Source organism: Tractidigestivibacter scatoligenes (assembly GCF_001494635.1).
In the GTDB taxonomy this organism is placed as follows: Bacteria; Actinomycetota; Coriobacteriia; order Coriobacteriales; family Atopobiaceae; genus Tractidigestivibacter; species Tractidigestivibacter scatoligenes.
The window spans coordinates 558,842-574,991 of the sequence record NZ_LOJF01000009.1; the positions used below are offsets into that span (position 1 = coordinate 558,842).

Below are 16,150 nucleotides of genomic sequence, written 5' to 3' on the forward strand. Positions count from 1 at the left end.
AAACCGTAGATTCCAATCGATTAGACTCACTCCTGCAAAAAACGATTGGTTAGGTCGCGCTAACCAATCGGAATTTGCAAGAATGCAGCCTTCGCCAAGCTCGCCACGCCGAGAAAGCAGAGAACAATCAGTGCTAAACGGGGAACGGCAAGCTTCCGGCGCCACAATGGATTCCAAGCAGTCCTCGCCTGGGAGCACCCCTTTTTGTGCACCCTACCCCCACGCGGACAACAACGCCTCTCCCAAACACGTGCAAAGACGACAAGCTCGGCACCAAAGCAACAACCCCCCGCGCCACGCCAGCAGAGGCCCCTCATCGCTATCATGGTGAGCCAGCGCAGGCATCAACCAACGGGAGACGAGCATGGCAGACAGCCCAAACAGCTACTTCCCCTCCCCTGCAGAGCTCCTCCCACACGTTGTGCGCACCCAGTCTGGCCTGGCCATCATTCACACAACGCACGCGCACGGCGAATGGCAGCGAATCCTCAGCACCGGCGGAGTCTGGCAGTCCGCAACGCTTCTGGGTCCCCGGCGCATGGAGCCCCCGTTTGCCTACCACCGAGCCTTCGGTCGCGTCTTTGACCTGGTGACGAAGACCCAGCGACTTCTCGCCATTGGCGGCGGTGGCTTTGCCTTCCCCAAATACGTTGCCGAGAAGCACCCTGCCACCGTGACCGACGTGGTCGAGATTGACCCCGCTGTGATTGACGTCGCTCGGCGCTGGTTCTACCTCGACGAGGCCCGTGAGCTTCAGCAGCGCGGCGGAGGCCAGCTCAACGTGATCTGCGCGGACGGCCGCCGGGTGCTCAACGACACCGCACCCTCCTCGTATGACGCCATCGTTCTGGACGCCTTTGTCCGCGATACGCCCGTGCTCTCCCTTGCCACCGTGGAGGCATTTCAGGCCGCCCACCAGGCGCTTTCCCCACACGGCGTCCTTCTCGCCAACGTGGTTCCAGACGAGAACGACCCCGGCAACGGCTTTCTGAGAAGCGTCACCGCAGACCTTGTGGCAACCTTCGCCCACGTAGAGATCACTTTGGTGGTTGACCACCAGAACGTCGGCGAGAATTACATCGTCTTTGCCTCGGACGCCCCGCTCGACCTTCCCGACGCCATCCCCTTTGACGAGGACTTTCTCGGCGACGCCCTCCATGACGACACACTGTAGGCAGCAGCCGACAGAGAAAACCCTCCGGCGAGAATCGGGCGCGGAGGAGCAACTTTGTACGCAAACGCTGCTAAAACATGCTCTCGGGCGCCGAAATGACGCCCGAGAGAGGATTTCCGACGGGATTTCGTACGAGATGCGTCTTCGTGCACGCCGTCCCGCCGCCACCAGGCGCGCGGTGCCCTACAGCATCCTTAGCACGCCGCGGACCAGTCGCTCGAAGTCCTCGGAGTAGCGCTCGGCGCAGGCAAGCACGGAGCTGTGGTCCGTGTCGGCCGAACCCGCCATGTTGGTCGCCAGCGTAAGCCCCAGCACGTTCATGTCAAGCGCGCGGGCCATGATGACCTCGTTCACCGTGGACATGCCCGCAAACGAGACGCCAAGCGCACGCAGGGCCGCAACCTCTGCCGGCGTCTCGAACGAAGGACCCAGCATGCCGGCGTAGACGCCCTGCTGCAGCCCAATGCCGGCGTCATCGGCCACGCCCTGGGCAAGCGTGCGCAGGTAGGGCGAGAAGGCCTCGCTCATGTCCACAAACGGCGTGTCGACGTCGCGCAGCTCGTCCCACTCGGCAAGCGGGTTTCTCCCCGTGAGGTTGATCTGGTCGGTGAGAAGGCCAAGGCCCACCTTGGCGTTTCCCTCGACCGCGCCCGTAGCGCAGGCAAAGATGATGTCACGGCATCCCAGGCGAAACGCGTGCCGCACGAGCGAGGTGACCTCAGAGGCAGAGTAGCCCTGGTAGAGGTGGATGCGGCCGGGATACACCACCACGGGCACGTCATCGATGGTGCCAATCGTGGCCTCGAAGTCGTGCCCCCGCACGGGACGCGCGGACTCCGGGAACCCCTCGATGTCGTGATAGTCGATACGGCGCACGGGCTTGACGAGCTTGGCAAGGTGCCCCAGGCCAGTCCCCAGCACGATGGCAACGGGATGCTCCACAGAGGGCTTGCAGGACTGAACCGTCTCCTCGCTAACCACGCAGATCCCCTCCTCCTCGAGGAGCCGGGCATAGACGCCCTCCCCCTCGGTAAGACTTCCGGTATACGTACCATCGTAGATGACGTGAACGCCGCATGACGGGCTTTTTGCCTTGAGGACGGCGAGCGGCGCCCCCGCACGGCGCGCAACGGCGAGCATCTCCTCACTCCCGCGCCGGAAGTCCTCGGTCACGTCGGTGCCGTCGCGCAGCCACACGCGACCGCCGCGCTGCTCGGCAGGTGGACGTGGCACGGGCAGCCGCGCCGCCGTCTCGGGACACACGGGCGTCACCTCGAGCTTCTGGGCAAGGTCGAGAACGGCCTGGCACGGCTTGGCTCCACCGTCATAGCGCACGGGCTTCCCCAGAAGGCAGGCACTCACAATCGCACGCATTGGCACTCCCCTCTCGCGACAGACGACTGGCAGAGAAGCCCCACACCCGCCGCGCAACGCACCTCTCGGTTCATCAAAATTGTCATCAAAAAGGGGACGGAGCGCAACGCCCCGTCCCCGCAAGGAAACTCGTAACGCAGCTCTTAGACCGCCAGAGAGCTAATCTGGATGGAAGTCTTGGAGAGCAGCGTGTTGACGTAGGCCGTCCACTCGCTCGACGCCTGGGAGGCCGCGGTGGAGTAGTTGGAGTACGCCACGTAGTAGGCCTGCTCGGCGGCAGCGTAGCTGGCAGAGTCATTGGAGATGGAGTAGGTCGAGAGGGCCGAGTAGTACGTGCCGTCGGTGCTTGCCCACGTGTTGTTGGCAGAGTCCCACTCGTCGCCGGCAAGGTTGATGATGTACTGCGCGTAGTCCGCCGAGGTGGTGTCCTGGTTGCCGTCAGAGGGCGCAGTGGGAGCGGTGGGCTGGTCGGGCACCGTGGTGGTAACCACGGAGTCACGGAGCTTCTTGATGACCGCAGCGTCATGGAGCAGCGACTTGGTAGCATCCTCGTCCAGGCCGTAGTTGGAGCCGATGGTAGCGTAGTCATCGGTGCCGAGGGTACTCTGCGCGTACTGGCTCACGTCGTCGGTCACGGTGATGTTCTGGCTATTGGCATCCTCGAGCACGACCGCGTTGCGGGCGTAGCTCAGGATGTCATCTGCAGAGGGAACGTTGTAGGTGCCGTCATCGTTGGACTGGTTATCAAGGGAGCCGTTCTGCTCGAGAACCTCGCGCGCGGTGATGGCGTGGCTGGAGCCGTTGTAGGTATAGGTGGCAATGGTGGAGTCAAGCTGAGACTCGCTGATGGTCGTGCTGCCGGTTGCCGTGCCCGAGCCACCAGAGAGCAGGAAGTGGCCGCAAAGGACGCCCACGACAAGTGCCACGACGCAGATGGCAATCCAGACGGGGGTGCCCAGCGAACGCTTCGAACCCTTAGGGGCCTTTGGCGCGCCGGAGGTCTTGGCGGTACCCCCCTTGGCGCTGTTCTTCTCGATGGTACTGTCTGCCATGTGCTCACCTCTCGAATCGGCGCGGGAAGCCCCGCGTCATGAATCTGCATTTGATGCTCGGCGGATACATACGTTTGGCATTCTAACGCAGCAAGGCCCGCCGCCCGGCTTGCCTGCCAACACTCCCCCGTGTCCGCACATGCACGCAGCCAACCTTAAAGCCGGCAGCATGAATGCGCGGCGGCTCTATCGAGGGACAGCCACGGGCGAGAAACCCTACTTTGCCTTGCTCTTTGTAACCGAAAGAATGTCGCCCGAGAACTGCTTGATGTAGCCGTTGCCGCTCTCCGCGTCAAACTTCACGCGCGAGACAAGCTCCTTGGCCGTCTTCTTGGAGATGTCGCCGCCGGCGAAGGCGAGAAGCCCCTCGAGCATGTCGCGGTACTCGGCATCGCCGTGGTAGCACTGGATCGCCTCGTCCAGAAGCGGCCAGACCTCGTCGGAGCGCGCGGGAGAGGTGGCCCCCAGGCGGCAGAGGAAGAGGAACGCTGCCAGGCGCACCGTCGCGGAGTCGTCGTCGAAGAGCGACGCCTCGGCGCCGTCGAAGGCGGCGCTCACCTGGTCGGCGTATGCGTCCGTCATGGTGGAGAGGGCGTCGAGCACCTCCCAGCGCGTCTGTGCCTCCGGGCGGTCAAGGGCGTCGACCAGCGCGTCGATGTGGCCGGCGAGCAGCGACGGGTCCTTTGCCGCCACGGCCGCGATGTCCTGCGAGACCTCCTGACGGTGCCTACGGCTCGATGCCGAAAGGCCGTCAATCAGGGCCGCGACGCCCGCCGCGCTCATAGTCTTGTTGTTCTCCTCTGCCATTGCCAAGTCTCCTCTCTTAGCCCCGCGCTACTCGTGGAAGCCGTCTACCACGACGGTTCCACTCTTGGGGTCCTGGTGGATGTCGATAAAGCCAAGCTTCGCTGCCTCGCGGATGAGCGCCGTGAAGGAACGGTACCCAAACGAGCCCTCCGAGAACTGCGGACGCTTGCGGCGCATGGTGTCCTTCAGGCGACTTGCCAGGATGAACGAGTCGCTCTCGCGCTGCAGAGCGTCGATGGTCTCGAAGAGCAGCTGGTAGCAGGGCTGCTTCTCCTTGGGAACCTTCTGCGAGAAGTCCGGGATGCCCGCCGAGCGGGTGAGGTCCTCGTAGAAGATGAACTCGTCGCAGACCTCGGCCAGAAGCGAACTGGTTGACTCCTTCATGCCCACGCCAATGACCGTCTTACCAAACTCCTTGAGCTTGGAGACAAGCGGCGAGAAGTCCGAGTCACCGGAGAGAATCGCAAAGGTGTCGATGTGGTCCTTGGTGAGACACATCTCGACGGCGTCCACGGCAAGGCGGATGTCGGCCGAGTTCTTGCCGGTGTAGGCGCGATCCGGTATCTCGATGAGCTCGATGCCCAGCTCGTGCAGGGGCGTGACGGCAGTGTCGAAGCGCTGCCAGTCGCAGTAGGCGCGCTTGGCCGTGATGCGGCCCTTGTCGACCAGGCGCTCCAGGATGAGCTTGACGTCGGGCGCGGGGCCCGGCTCCTGGTGGCCGTTCCGCTTGCGCTTTCCGGTGCCCAGCGCAAGGTTCTCGTAGTCTATGAACACCGCAATGGAGCTCTGCGGCATGTCGGTGGTTGCCATCTAGTGCCTGGTTCCCTTCTCGGCGTTTGGGGCTTCTGCCTGGACGCTCATGAGTTCCGGCTCGGGCTTGCCCTCCTTGCGCGCCTTGCGCACGGCACGTCTGCGGGCCTTCTCGGCCTCGGTGCGATTGGTCTGGTCCTTGTTCACGTTGAAGTACTTGTCGGCGAACTTCCAGGGACCGACGGACTCGCCAAAGCCAATCTTTGCCCCGGCAAGTGCGCCAGCCATGAGCCCAAGGACCAGGCCAGCGAGCGTGAGCAGCTGGACAGCCCATACCACGGCAGAGACTGCGACGCCCACCAAGATGATCTTGAGGTTGGCGATGTGGAAGTCGCGCTTCTCGACGCACTTCTTGCCCATCTCCTCGCCCACGTGCTCGCCAATGACAAGGCCAAAGGCAAAGAGCATGATCACGAAGATGGCAACAGCGAAGCTGCCTGTGCCAAGGCTGTTCTCGTCCATGCGGGGCTACTCCCCGTCCCCATGGTGGTGGCAGCAGTGGCCGTCCTCGTGGTGGTGGCCGCCGCAGCAGCCGTCGCCGCCGTGGCCCTCCCCGTGGCCGCCGCAGCAGCCGTCACCATGGCCGCCGCAGCAGTGGCCGTCCTTCTCGCCCTCGTCGGCAAGGTCCTCCACGTCGAGCTTGGACCAGTCGAGGCCGGCCGCCGTGCAGGTGGCCTCGTCTTGGTAGAGAAGGCTTATTGCCTGGGTGCCAAGACGCGCGCCACCAATCTGGTACAGCATGTCATAGAGGGTGTAGGCCGTCTCGGCGCCGGGAAGGGTGATGTCTGTGTCCTCGGCCTGCGCGAGCGCAAGCCCCAGGTCCTTGCGCAGGTGCTCCACGAGGAAGCCGGGCTTGTAGTCGCCATCGAGCGACTTGGGCGCCAGACGCTCCATGGCTACCGAGCCGCCCATGCCGTGGCTCACCATGTCGAGCGTCTGGACAACGTCGAGGCCGCCCTGCTCGGCGAGGGCCATGGCGTCCGCGTAGCCCACCATGCACGCCGCAAGCGAGACCTGGTTGCAGAGCTTGGCCGTCTGGCCCTTGCCGGCGCCGCCCATGTAGTAGATCTTGTCCGAGAAGGACTGGAGGATTGGCAGCACAGGAGCGGCGTAGCTCTCCTTGGCGCCCACAATGAGCGTGAGCGTACCAGCCTTGGCACCGGTGTCACCCCCGGTCACGGGGCAGTCGAAGGCGTGCTTGTCCTCGACCTCGCAGGCGTCGTGGATGTCCTTGGCAAGCTGCGCCGAGGAGGTCGTGAGGTCAACCAGGTAGGCGCCCTTCTTTGCAGCACGCACCAAGCCGTCCGTGGAGAGGTAGACGTCCTCGACGTCCGCGGGATAGCCGAGCATGGTGAAGACGACGTCCGCGTTGGCCGCCGCTTGGGCGGGGGTGTCGGCCCAGTGCGCGCCCTTGGCGAGAAGCCCCTCGGCCTTCGACTTGGTGCGGTTGTTCACCGTGAGGTCGTAGCCGGCATCCAGGATGTGGCCGGCGATAGGGGCGCCCATGATGCCGGTGCCGATGAAGGCGACCTTTGTCCTGTGGGTTGTGGGCATATGCTTGGTCCTTTCATGTGAGGGAGGCCGCCCCGGGGCATGCGTGCCCGCAGGACGGCCCGGCTGTGTGCCGAGGCTAGGATTGAGCGCCCGTAGTTCCGGGTGCATCTTGGGCATCGCCGCCACTGCTTGCGCGCCCCCGCACGCGCTTGGCGATGCGGTCGGTGAGCGAGAGCTTCTCGCGGCGGTCTGTGCCCCAGAAGACGAGGGCCACCATGCCCGGTCCCACGTGGGTCCCCAGGATGGGCGAGACCGAGGAGCGGATGACGGTGACGTCCTCGCAGCCCTTCTCCTTGCGAATCTCGTGCTCGAGCCAGTCCGCGTCCTTCTCGGCATCGGTTGAGACTATGGCAAGCGGAAGCGACGGCTCATGGGCGTAGTTGTCGCGGAAGTCCTGAATGATTGCCCGCAGCGCCTTCTTGCGGCCGCGGCACATGCCGCGCAGCGTGAGGGCGCCGTTGAGGTCATAGGAGAGCTCGGGCTTTATGTCGAGCTTGCCGCCCACGTTGGCTGCGGCTGGCGGGATGCGGCCGCCCGCGGCAAGCGCGTCAAAGCTGTCGAGCGTGAAGTAGCCGTGGATGAAGTAGCGCGCGTCCGAGGCCCAGTCGTAGAGCTCGCGCGCCGTGAGGCCGTTTGACGCCTGACGCACGACCTCGATGGCGAGAAGCTCGCCGGCCGCGGAGTCGCAGCGGTTGTCCAGGACGTATATCTCCGTCCCGGGGCGCTTCTCGCGGAGCATGTCCGCCGCCTGGCGCGCCGCGTTTATGGAAGACGAGAGGCCCTCGGAGAGTCCCATGTAGATGATGGGCAGGCCCTCCTCGGCGGCCTTCTCGAAGACCTCGAGGTAGCGGCCGGGCGTCACCGCACTGGTGGTGTAGTGGGTCTCGGGGTGCTTGCGCATGTTCTCGTAGAACTCGTGCGGATCTTGGGTCTTCCACATGTCATCCACGTGCTCCACGCCATTGGAGTCCACGTAGGTGAAGGGGATGACCTCGACGCCAAGCTGCTCGGCCACGCCGGGGGCGTAGTCGGAGGTGGAGTCGACGATGATCGTAACGTTGCGCCTCTGATGGTAGCGCCGGCCGACGCCTGCGACGTCGGCCGGTGCCTGTGACGATTGGGGGGCTTCCTCCTGGGCGCTTATGGTCTTCTGGTCTATCTCTTCTGCCATTCGCTCAGTCTTTCCCGCTTACGCGTCTGGGTTTTCCTCGACCTTGGGCTTGATGATGCCGTAGCCGCCATTTTTCCTATGGTAAATGACGTTGACGAGGCCGGTGGTGGCGTTTGTGAACACATAGAAATCATGGCCGAGAAGGTCGGTCTGGACGAGGGCCTCCTCCTCGCTCATGGGCGTGAGCTCGACGTACTTCTCGCGCACGAGCTGGTCGTCTTCCTCCTCCGGCGCAGGCGTGATGAGGTTGGCAAGCTCGTCTGCACTGGGGACGGGCGCCGGCGGCACCTGGGAGCGCTGGCGACGATCGATGACGCGGGTCTTGTACTTGCGCAGCTGGCGAGTGACCTTGTCGGATGCCTCATCGATGGCGGCGTACATGTCATCGGCGCTGGCGACAACGCGCACCACGTTCTTGCGCACGAAGACCGTGACCTCGCAGGTCTTGCGATCAGGGTTCGAGGGGTTCTTGTCAACGCGAAGCACGACGTCGCAGCTCATGGGAGAGATGTCGAATACCTTGAGGGCGTCCCCTATTTTCTCGTTGACTCGGTCACGCAGCGCGTCGGAAACGGTGACCTTGCGACCCGAGATCTTGATGTCAACCATGCGTGCCTCCAATCAATTGCCCTGCCATTCCCGCGCAAGCACCGACGCGAGTCTGGCCGTACTTGGTTGGTACCCAAAGCGGCCGCGTGTTACGCGTGAGGGCGGCAGGCGCGTTGATATGGGCAGTGGGCGCGAGGGAAACGCTGGAGTCGCGGCGGAGGACGGCACCGGAGAGATCAAGGTGCCGCCACACATTCATACACGAATGTGTGGCGCGCGCTGGTCGATACAGATTTGGAATGCGAATGTGTATCGGCCAGGAGCACGCAGCCCCTGGCCGAGAGCAGCGTTCCACCCAGCTGACCTGGTATTCGACCCCACACTCGCGCACTGGGGCCTCCGCTCTGGGGCTACACGGCCCCTCACTCGCAGCCCTCTCGCCCGCGAGGCCGTATGCCTCTTGTCTAACGGGCGGTGCGACTTACCTCTAGGACGAGCCGTGCTCGCCGCGGGGCGCACCCCACGACTTACGTGGATCCTTTTGGCCTCGTCTGCCATGAACTAGGGCGCACGCATGCGCCCGCAACCACAGACCTGGGTGGAACGGAGGAGATTATAGCAGGTAGCAGGCCAAAGCCAGCAACAGCGACACAAGCAGTTAGCGCAAGAATGGCATATGCCACCTGGGAGATTTCGGTGAGCAATACAGACAAAAGAGCTTCGGGCGGGTGGACCCCCAGAGCCCAAGGGACCGGATGCACTTTGGCACGATTTGACGGTTGGGATACGGTTTTTCAGAGACACCCCAGGTATCAACCGATTTGAAAGTAGATAAACCCCTGGTCAGCGAAATGCGTCTGCGACGTAGTCATATAAGCGATTGAACGAAAACTGCTGCCACCCGGAAATTAGCCATACACTCACGAACTCGTCGCAGAGCAGCTTCCGGTTGGCAGCAGTTTTCGTTGCATATCTTATGTGTTACTGCGGCTGGTACGATTTATCTACCTGCTGTTTTTCAAAGTTTGGACCCTTGGATACTTTGGGTACCCCCGAAAAACGGTATCCCAACCGTCAAATCGCGCCAAAACTGCCTCACCACACGCGAGCAAGGGCGCACGCCGTCACCGACGCCGCACCACGTGCGAGAAGCGCCCTCGTCGCCTCGCGCACAGACGCCCCCGTGGTGATTACGTCATCAAGCAGCAGCAGATCAAGACCCGAAACGTCATCGCACACCGAGATGGCGCCCGCGAGGTTGGCCGCGCGCTCCTCTCGCCCGAGGGCGCGCTGGTCGCGAGAGTAGGGACGCACAAGGACATCTGCCAGGGCAAGCCCCTCCTCTCGGCACAGCGCGCGAGAAACGAGCTCCATGTGGTCAAAGCCTCGCCGCGCAAACGCCGCCGAGGTCGCGGGCACAAAGCACACGGCATCGATTGCCCGCGGGTCAAATCGCGCGTAGCCGTCACGCGCCGGCCAGGCGGAAGCCTCGTCCAGCGCCGTTGCCATTGCAGCGGCAATGACGGGAGCCAGCCGCAGCTCGTGGGCGTCCTTCAGGCACGAGACCATCCGAGCGGCAGTGCCGGCAAATCCCAGCGCACAAATGGTAGCGCGCGCCTCCCACTCGTGCGCGCACTCCGTGCAGGTGAGGTATCCAAACGGCGCTCCACAGTCCGGACACGCCCAGCGCTGGGCAATCCAGGGGAGATTTTCTCGGCACTGATCGCAAACGAGTTCACCGGGCATCTCGCAGGAAACGCAACGCGTAGGCCACAAGAGCTCGGCAGCACCGGAGACGAGAAGCGACGCCCCGGCGGAGAGGCACTCCCCCACTCTGTTGGCGTTACGCGGCATGCGACCCCCATCGCTTGTGCGGGTGGGGGTCGCATCAGTTGAGCTGATGGTAGCACGTAAGGCCGGCTCAAGCGGGCCGGACGGAATTTCGGATGCCAGGCGCTCCCGATGATTGCTCGCCAGCCCAGAGCCGCCGGTTCAGAGCCGCTCTCAAATTATTGAACGTTATTTCTCGCAAGAGAGACATCTGGCCAGTTAAGCTTAAGTGATATCAGAAATAACGCGCGATAATTCCGTCTCGACGCCGCCGAATCCAGCCGAATGCGGCTGAATGGGAGAAGACGGATCTCGCCTCCCACATTCCTTGGCCACAGAGAAACCTGCGGGTTAATTGCAATTCTTCAAGGTCACCGCTGACAAGAACCGCAGGTAGATGGCTTGTATCTGTGCAAAGAGGCGCTATTAACCCGCAGGTTTTTGGAAGGGCGAAAGAGGGGTGTGAGGACGAAAGCGGAGGGCGGCAGGAAGGGTGGCTGGGAGAGGCCAAAGCGCCGGGCAAGCACACAGAAGCCCCCAGGCATTGCTAGCCGAGAATATCGCAGGCGTTCTTCCAAAGCGCGGCATACGTCTCGTCCCTCGTAGCAATGCCCGTATCCTCGCGGACAGCGGCGACGCAGGCGGCCGAGAAAGCCACCATTGCGGGCTCGCACTCTTCGCCGCGCAGCGGCACGGGCGCCATGTAAGGGCAGTCCGTCTCGGAGAGGAGAAGCCCCTCGGGACAGGCCGCGGCCGCCTCGCGGATGTCGTCGGAGCGCTTGAACGTGGACGCCCCGCCAAAGGCAATGTGGCAGCCCAGCTCCACGAAGGGTGCCATGACCTCGGGACCGTCCGTGAAGCAGTGCAGGTCGCAGCCGGCGGAAGGCACGCCCTCCTCGGCCAACACCCGCGCCGCAAGCTCGTGGGCGGAGTGGTCATCGGGATCCTGACCATCACGAATGTGAAGCTCAACAGGCAGGCCATGCTCACGGGCAACGGCAAGCTGACGCCTGAACGCAGCCTCCTGAACGTCTGCCGGCAGCTCGTTGTACGGCCCAAAGTCCAGGCCAATCTCGCCCACGCCCACGCAGCGCGGGCTGGCGAGAAGCTCGTCCAGGCAGGCAAGCGCGGCCTTGTCCAGCCGCGCCGCACCGTACGGATGCGCCCCAGCCACAATACGCACGCGCTCCACCAGCGGCGGAAGGTCAGGATACCCAGCGTGTTCCGGCGGCACAAGACCGTGCCGCGCGCACTCATCAAGGCGCTCCGCGGCACGTTCCACCTGCTTGTCTATCCACGAGAGATACACAGCAGCCGTGGGAAAGAGACGCGGCACCTCGTCCACGGGGTCAACCGGCACCACCAGCAGACGCACGCCCGCAAGCGCTGCCCGGCAGATGGCAACAGAAGGGTCGTGTCGCGTGAAGCTCGTAAGGTGCCCGTGGGTGTCTGCCAGTGGCGCGCTCGCCTGCGGCAGCTCCCGCGGCCGCCCCTTGCGGTCGTGGAAGAGGTGGCCGTCCTCGAGCGTGAGCGCGTCAAGACCAAGAAGCTCACTAGGCATTCGCACCGCTCTCCCCCGCAGCCGCGCCCTCCAGCGCAGCCGCCAGCCGTACGAAGTCCTCGGGTGAGAGGGTCTCGGCACGCACGCCCGGCGCAATGCCGCACGCGGCGAAGGCTGCGTCCAGCGCGGCCTTCTCGTACCCGCTCGAGGCCATGGAGTTCCGAATGGTCTTGCGGCGCTGCGCGAACGCGGCGTCAATCACCGCAGGCGCGGATGACGGCACGCCCGCAAGCGGCGCGCGGTCGATGCGAACGACGGCGGAGTTCACGTGCGGCGGCGGGTTGAATGATCCCGGCCCCACCTCAAAGCGGCCGGTCACGCGGCCGAGAAGCGCCAGCTTTGCCGTGTAGGCGCCGTAGGTCTTGGAGCCAGGGGCCGCACAGATGCGGTCAGCGACCTCGGCCTGGACCATCACCACGGCCCGCTGCACGGAGGGCACCTCGCAAAACACCTTGAGGATGAGGGTCGCCGCCACCTGGTAGGGTAGGTTCGAGACAAACTTGCCCGGCTCAAGGGAAAGCCCGTCCGGAATCACGCGCAGGGCATCCCCCATCACCAGGTGCAGCCGCTCGGAGTCCTGCGCGCAGGTCTCGGCAAGCACCGACTCGAGCTGGCGGTCGGCCTCAACGGCGCAGACGGCGCCTGCGCGCGGCAGCATGGCCACCGTGAGGGTACCAATGCCCGGCCCCACCTCAAGAACCACGTCAGTGGGGTCAAGCTCCGCCAGCTCCAGGATCTTCCCGATCACCGTGTCATCCACCAGGAAGTTCTGCCCAAGCCGGTGCTTTGTCGAAAGCCCAAACTCGTCGAGCACGTCTCGCGTTGCAGACTGGTTGGCAAGCCAGGAGTGCATAGCGCCTACTTCTTCTGCAGACGCGGGAAGAGCGCGTCGCCCTTCGTCACCTCGACGCCCCCGGCAAGGCGACCCCACTCGCACACGGATGCGAGGTCGGTGGTATCGACCTCGTCGCCGGCGCCCATGCGGCGCAGCACCTCGGCCGAGGTCTCGGGCATGAAGGGCGCCAGCAGGTGCGCGCAGATGCGGATGGACTCGAGCAGGTTCGCGATGATGTGGGCCAGCTCGCCGATGCGCGTGAAGTCCTTGGCCACCGTCCACGGCGCCATGTCCTCCACGTAGTGGTTGGCGGCGTGGACGAGCTCCATCACCTCGTCCTTGGCCTGGACGTACTCAAGCTTGTCCATGTGCTCGGCGTAGCGGCCCTCGATGCCCTGGGCAATCTCGCGCAGGGGGTTCTTCTCGTCCGCCCAGCCATCGGCCAGCTCGGGCGTTTTGCCGTCAAAGTACTTCGCGCTCATGTTAAGCGCGCGCGAAACCAGGTTGCCCCAGCTATTGGCCAGGTCGGCGTTGTAGACCTGCTCCATGCGAGAGAAGCTGATGGCTCCGTCCTCGCCGGGGACGACGTCGGTCATGAAGTAGTAACGGTAGCCCTCGACGCCGAGAAGGTCGATCACGTCCTGCGGCGCAATGGCGTTGCCGCGGCTCTTGGACATCTTCTCGCCCTGTCCCGTCTCCTCGTTGCGCACCATGAGGAAGCCGTGCGCAAAGACGTGCTCGGGCAGCGCCTCGCCAATGGCCATGAGCATGGCCGGCCAGATCACGCAGTGGAAGCGGATGATGTCCTTGCCCACCACATGGTACTGCGCGGGCCAGCGATACGCCAGCTCTGCCTTGGCCTCGGGGGTGTCGACGCCGTAGCCCACGGCGGTCATGTAGTTGAGAAGGGCGTCGAACCACACGTAGGTCACGTGCTTCTCGTCAAAGGGCACAGGGATGCCCCAGTCGAAGCTCGTGCGCGAAACGGACAGGTCCTGCAGGCCGCCCTCCACGAAGCTGCGAACCTCGTTCATGCGGAAGTCGGGCTGGACAAAATCCGGGTGCTCGTCATAGAGCTTGAGCAGGCGGTCCTGGAACGCGGAGAGCTTGAAGAAGTAGGACTCTTCCTGCACGCGCTCGAGCGGGCGGCCGCAGTCAGGGCAGAGGTGCTGGCCCTCGGTGTGGTGCTCCTCGTCGGACTTCGTGACCTGGGTCTCGGTGAAGTAGGTCTCCTCGGGCACGCAGTACCAGCCGTCATAGGAGCCCTTGTAGAGGTAGCCGGACTCCTTCATACGCTCCCAGAGGTACTGCACGGCGTCGTGCTGGCGCTGCTCGGTGGTGCGGATGAAGTCGTCGTTCGAGATCTCGAGCTGGCGCCAGAGGTCCTTGAAGAAGGGAGCCTGGGAGTCGCACCACTCCTGTGGGGTCATGCCGTGCTCGGCCGCGGCCTCGGCGACCTTCTCGCCGTGCTCGTCCATGCCCGTGAGGAACTTGACGTTGTAGCCGGTTGCGCGACGATAGCGCGCCTCGACGTCGCAGAGGACGGTCGAGTAGGCCGTGCCCAGGTGCGGCTTGGCGTTGACGTAGTAGATGGGCGTGGTGATGAAGAAGCTCGGCTTTGCCATGGGTTGGGTCTCCTAATGACGGATGGTGCGTAGGTGCGCGGTGCGCACGCGGTTGGTGATTATACAGCGGACGCGTGGAGTCCCGCGTTGCTCAGCAAAAGGACCCTAACGCTTGAGGCTCCCCATAAGGCCGCGAGCAAGCTGCCGCGTAACCTCGCGCCCAAAGGAGCCGATCATCGAGGTGGCAACCCTCCCCACCTGCTTGGCAACCTCCTGCTGGGCCTTCTCGCGCTCGCGGGCCTCGCGCTCTGCCTGCTTCTGGGCTGCGGCCTCCGCCCGCGCCGCCTCGCGCTCTGCCTCTCGCTCGGCCTTCTCCTGCGCCTTTTGCTGCTCCTTGGCGGCGCGCTCGGCCTCCTTCTGGCGCTTGGCCTCAAACTCGGCCTTCTCCTTCTCGAAGGCGGCTCGCTCGGCTGCAAGCTGGGCGTTTGCCGCCGCAACGTCTCGCTGGCCCTGAATCTGCTCGTAGGCGCTCTCGCGGTCTATGGCCGTGCCGTACTTCTCCATGAGGTCGGCCTGCGCCGAGAAGACGCCGTCCATAACGTCCGCGTCGGCCGCCGTCATGCGGCACTGGGGAAAGAGCACGCGGGCGCGCTCAACCACGGACGGCCTGCCCTCCTCGTCCAGAAGAGAGACCAGCGCCTCGCCGGTGCCCAGGTCCTGGAGCGCCTGCGCCGAGTCGAAGGCGGGGTTCTCGCGGAAGCTTGCCGCAGCGGCGCGAACGGCCTTCTGCTCGGCGGGCGTGTATGCGCGCAGGCCGTGCTGCACGCGGTTGGAGAGCTGCGCCAGCACCTCGTCGGGGATGTCCGACGGCGACTGCGTGATGAAGTAGACGCCAACGCCCTTCGAGCGCACGAGCTTCACCACCTGGACGATCCTGTCCACAAGCTCCTTGGGCATGTCGTCAAAGAGCAGGTGCGCCTCATCAAAGAAGAACACGAACTTGGGCTTATCGGGGTCTCCCACCTCGGGCAGGATGTCAAAGAGCGAGGAGAGCATCCAGAGCAGGAACATAGCGTAGATCTGCGGGGTCTGGATGAGCTTGGCGGCGTTCAGGATGTTCACGTAGCCGCGGCCGTCAGGGGCGCAGGCAAACCAGTCCTCAAGGCTCAGGCTGGGCTCACCAAAGAAGATGTTTCCGCCCTGGTCCTCCACCGAGATGAGCGCGCGCTGGATTGCCCCAACCGACTGCGGCGAGACGTTGCCGTACGTGGTCTGCAGCTCCTTGGCGTGCTCGGACACGTACGAAAGCATGGCGCGCAGGTCCTTGAGGTCTATGAGGAGAAGGCCGTTTTCGTCTGCCACGCGAAAGACGATGTTGAGGACGCCCTCCTGGACCTGGGTGAGCCCCAGGATGCGCGCGAGCATGACCGGCCCCATGTCAGAGACGGTCACGCGCACGGGGATGCCCTTCTCGCCCAGCATGTCCCAGATGCGCACCGGCGCGCCCTGGAAGCTGACCTCGTCCTCCTTGAGGTTGAAGGTGTCCTGACAGCGCTTGCGGATGAAGTCCGTCATCTCGCCGGCCTGGGCCATGCCAGTAACGTCGCCCTTGACGTCTGCCATGAAGACGGGCACGCCTGCCCGCGAGAAGCCCTCGGCAATCACCTTGAGCGTGACGGTCTTGCCCGTCCCGGATGCGCCAGCGATAAGGCCGTGGCGGTTGGCCTGGTTGAGGAGCAGGCAGCAGGGCTTCTCGCCCTGGGCGATCCAAATCTTGTCACCTACGAGCATGGGGCCTCCCAACGTGGTCTGTGATGCCAGGTGCTGTTATGTGGATTGTAGTGCGTATGCAAAAAGTGGCGCGGCCG

At 64.2% G+C, this 16,150-nt stretch carries 14 protein-coding genes; 1 reads left to right on the plus strand and 13 read right to left on the minus strand.

Annotation, left to right across the window (positions count from 1 at the left end; all coding sequences use genetic code 11):
• Nucleotides 1–364 precede the first annotated feature (364 nt).
• The gene (locus tag AUL39_RS07015) at nucleotides 365–1,174 is read left to right on the plus strand and encodes a spermidine synthase (protein WP_059054847.1); all 810 of its coding nucleotides are present in this window, start codon (nucleotides 365–367) and stop codon (nucleotides 1,172–1,174) included.
• Between the two features lie 183 nt (nucleotides 1,175–1,357).
• Here AUL39_RS07015 and AUL39_RS07020 read toward each other — a convergent pair whose 3' ends face one another.
• From AUL39_RS07020 to AUL39_RS07080, 13 genes are all read right to left on the minus strand, one after another.
• On the minus strand, nucleotides 1,358–2,548 hold the full coding sequence (locus AUL39_RS07020; protein ID WP_059054848.1) for a purine-nucleoside phosphorylase: 1,191 nt from the start codon (nucleotides 2,546–2,548) through the stop codon (nucleotides 1,358–1,360).
• A gap of 143 nt (nucleotides 2,549–2,691) precedes the next feature.
• Nucleotides 2,692–3,600 (minus strand): hypothetical protein, encoded by a 909-nt coding sequence (locus AUL39_RS07025; protein WP_235810788.1) that lies wholly within the window; start codon nucleotides 3,598–3,600, stop codon nucleotides 2,692–2,694.
• Between the two features lie 216 nt (nucleotides 3,601–3,816).
• Entirely contained in the window at nucleotides 3,817–4,407 is a 591-nt protein-coding gene (locus AUL39_RS07030; protein ID WP_059054849.1) for a hypothetical protein, read from the minus strand.
• Between the two features lie 27 nt (nucleotides 4,408–4,434).
• Nucleotides 4,435–5,217, minus strand: coding sequence for an NYN domain-containing protein (locus AUL39_RS07035; protein ID WP_032111494.1), 783 nt, complete (start codon nucleotides 5,215–5,217; stop codon nucleotides 4,435–4,437).
• The gene (locus AUL39_RS07040) at nucleotides 5,218–5,679 is read right to left on the minus strand and encodes a hypothetical protein (protein WP_059054850.1); all 462 of its coding nucleotides are present in this window, start codon (nucleotides 5,677–5,679) and stop codon (nucleotides 5,218–5,220) included.
• A 6-nt stretch (nucleotides 5,680–5,685) separates the two neighbouring features.
• Nucleotides 5,686–6,771 carry an NAD(P)-dependent oxidoreductase gene (locus AUL39_RS07045; protein ID WP_059054851.1) on the minus strand — a complete coding sequence of 362 codons (1,086 nt, stop codon included), beginning with the start codon at nucleotides 6,769–6,771 and terminating at the stop codon, nucleotides 5,686–5,688.
• Between the two features lie 76 nt (nucleotides 6,772–6,847).
• Nucleotides 6,848–7,942 (minus strand): DegV family protein, encoded by a 1,095-nt coding sequence (locus AUL39_RS07050; RefSeq protein WP_059054852.1) that lies wholly within the window; start codon nucleotides 7,940–7,942, stop codon nucleotides 6,848–6,850.
• 18 nt (nucleotides 7,943–7,960) lie between these two features.
• On the minus strand, nucleotides 7,961–8,551 hold the full coding sequence (hpf, locus tag AUL39_RS07055) for a ribosome hibernation-promoting factor, HPF/YfiA family (RefSeq protein ID WP_032111492.1): 591 nt from the start codon (nucleotides 8,549–8,551) through the stop codon (nucleotides 7,961–7,963).
• A gap of 1,035 nt (nucleotides 8,552–9,586) precedes the next feature.
• The gene (locus AUL39_RS07060; RefSeq protein ID WP_059054853.1) at nucleotides 9,587–10,345 is read right to left on the minus strand and encodes a ComF family protein; all 759 of its coding nucleotides are present in this window, start codon (nucleotides 10,343–10,345) and stop codon (nucleotides 9,587–9,589) included.
• 523 nt (nucleotides 10,346–10,868) lie between these two features.
• Nucleotides 10,869–11,882, minus strand: coding sequence for a TatD family hydrolase (locus AUL39_RS07065; RefSeq protein ID WP_059054854.1), 1,014 nt, complete (start codon nucleotides 11,880–11,882; stop codon nucleotides 10,869–10,871).
• On the minus strand, nucleotides 11,875–12,735 hold the full coding sequence (gene rsmA, locus AUL39_RS07070; protein WP_059054855.1) for a 16S rRNA (adenine(1518)-N(6)/adenine(1519)-N(6))-dimethyltransferase RsmA: 861 nt from the start codon (nucleotides 12,733–12,735) through the stop codon (nucleotides 11,875–11,877). The genes AUL39_RS07065 and rsmA overlap by 8 nt, the downstream gene beginning before the upstream one ends.
• Nucleotides 12,736–12,740: 5 nt before the next feature.
• Nucleotides 12,741–14,342, minus strand: a complete 1,602-nt coding sequence (metG, locus tag AUL39_RS07075) for a methionine--tRNA ligase (protein WP_059054856.1) — start codon at nucleotides 14,340–14,342, stop codon at nucleotides 12,741–12,743.
• Nucleotides 14,343–14,447: 105 nt separating this feature from the next.
• Nucleotides 14,448–16,073, minus strand: a complete 1,626-nt coding sequence (locus tag AUL39_RS07080; protein ID WP_059054857.1) for a helicase HerA-like domain-containing protein — start codon at nucleotides 16,071–16,073, stop codon at nucleotides 14,448–14,450.
• Nucleotides 16,074–16,150 lie beyond the last annotated feature (77 nt).

What these genes read in the sequence shown, in the direction of transcription:
- AUL39_RS07015 (WP_059054847.1), top strand. Translation starts at nt 365, where the DNA reads ATGGCAGACAGCCCAAACAGCTACTTCCCCTCCCCTGCAGAGCTCCTC.
- AUL39_RS07020 (WP_059054848.1), bottom strand. Translation starts at nt 2,548, where the DNA reads ATGCGTGCGATTGTGAGTGCCTGCCTTCTGGGGAAGCCCGTGCGCTAT.
- AUL39_RS07025 (WP_235810788.1), bottom strand. Translation starts at nt 3,600, where the DNA reads ATGGCAGACAGTACCATCGAGAAGAACAGCGCCAAGGGGGGTACCGCC.
- AUL39_RS07030 (WP_059054849.1), bottom strand. Translation starts at nt 4,407, where the DNA reads ATGGCAGAGGAGAACAACAAGACTATGAGCGCGGCGGGCGTCGCGGCC.
- AUL39_RS07035 (WP_032111494.1), bottom strand. Translation starts at nt 5,217, where the DNA reads ATGGCAACCACCGACATGCCGCAGAGCTCCATTGCGGTGTTCATAGAC.
- AUL39_RS07040 (WP_059054850.1), bottom strand. Translation starts at nt 5,679, where the DNA reads ATGGACGAGAACAGCCTTGGCACAGGCAGCTTCGCTGTTGCCATCTTC.
- AUL39_RS07045 (WP_059054851.1), bottom strand. Translation starts at nt 6,771, where the DNA reads ATGCCCACAACCCACAGGACAAAGGTCGCCTTCATCGGCACCGGCATC.
- AUL39_RS07050 (WP_059054852.1), bottom strand. Translation starts at nt 7,942, where the DNA reads ATGGCAGAAGAGATAGACCAGAAGACCATAAGCGCCCAGGAGGAAGCC.
- hpf (WP_032111492.1), bottom strand. Translation starts at nt 8,551, where the DNA reads ATGGTTGACATCAAGATCTCGGGTCGCAAGGTCACCGTTTCCGACGCG.
- AUL39_RS07060 (WP_059054853.1), bottom strand. Translation starts at nt 10,345, where the DNA reads ATGCCGCGTAACGCCAACAGAGTGGGGGAGTGCCTCTCCGCCGGGGCG.
- AUL39_RS07065 (WP_059054854.1), bottom strand. Translation starts at nt 11,882, where the DNA reads ATGCCTAGTGAGCTTCTTGGTCTTGACGCGCTCACGCTCGAGGACGGC.
- rsmA (WP_059054855.1), bottom strand. Translation starts at nt 12,735, where the DNA reads ATGCACTCCTGGCTTGCCAACCAGTCTGCAACGCGAGACGTGCTCGAC.
- metG (WP_059054856.1), bottom strand. Translation starts at nt 14,342, where the DNA reads ATGGCAAAGCCGAGCTTCTTCATCACCACGCCCATCTACTACGTCAAC.
- AUL39_RS07080 (WP_059054857.1), bottom strand. Translation starts at nt 16,073, where the DNA reads ATGCTCGTAGGTGACAAGATTTGGATCGCCCAGGGCGAGAAGCCCTGC.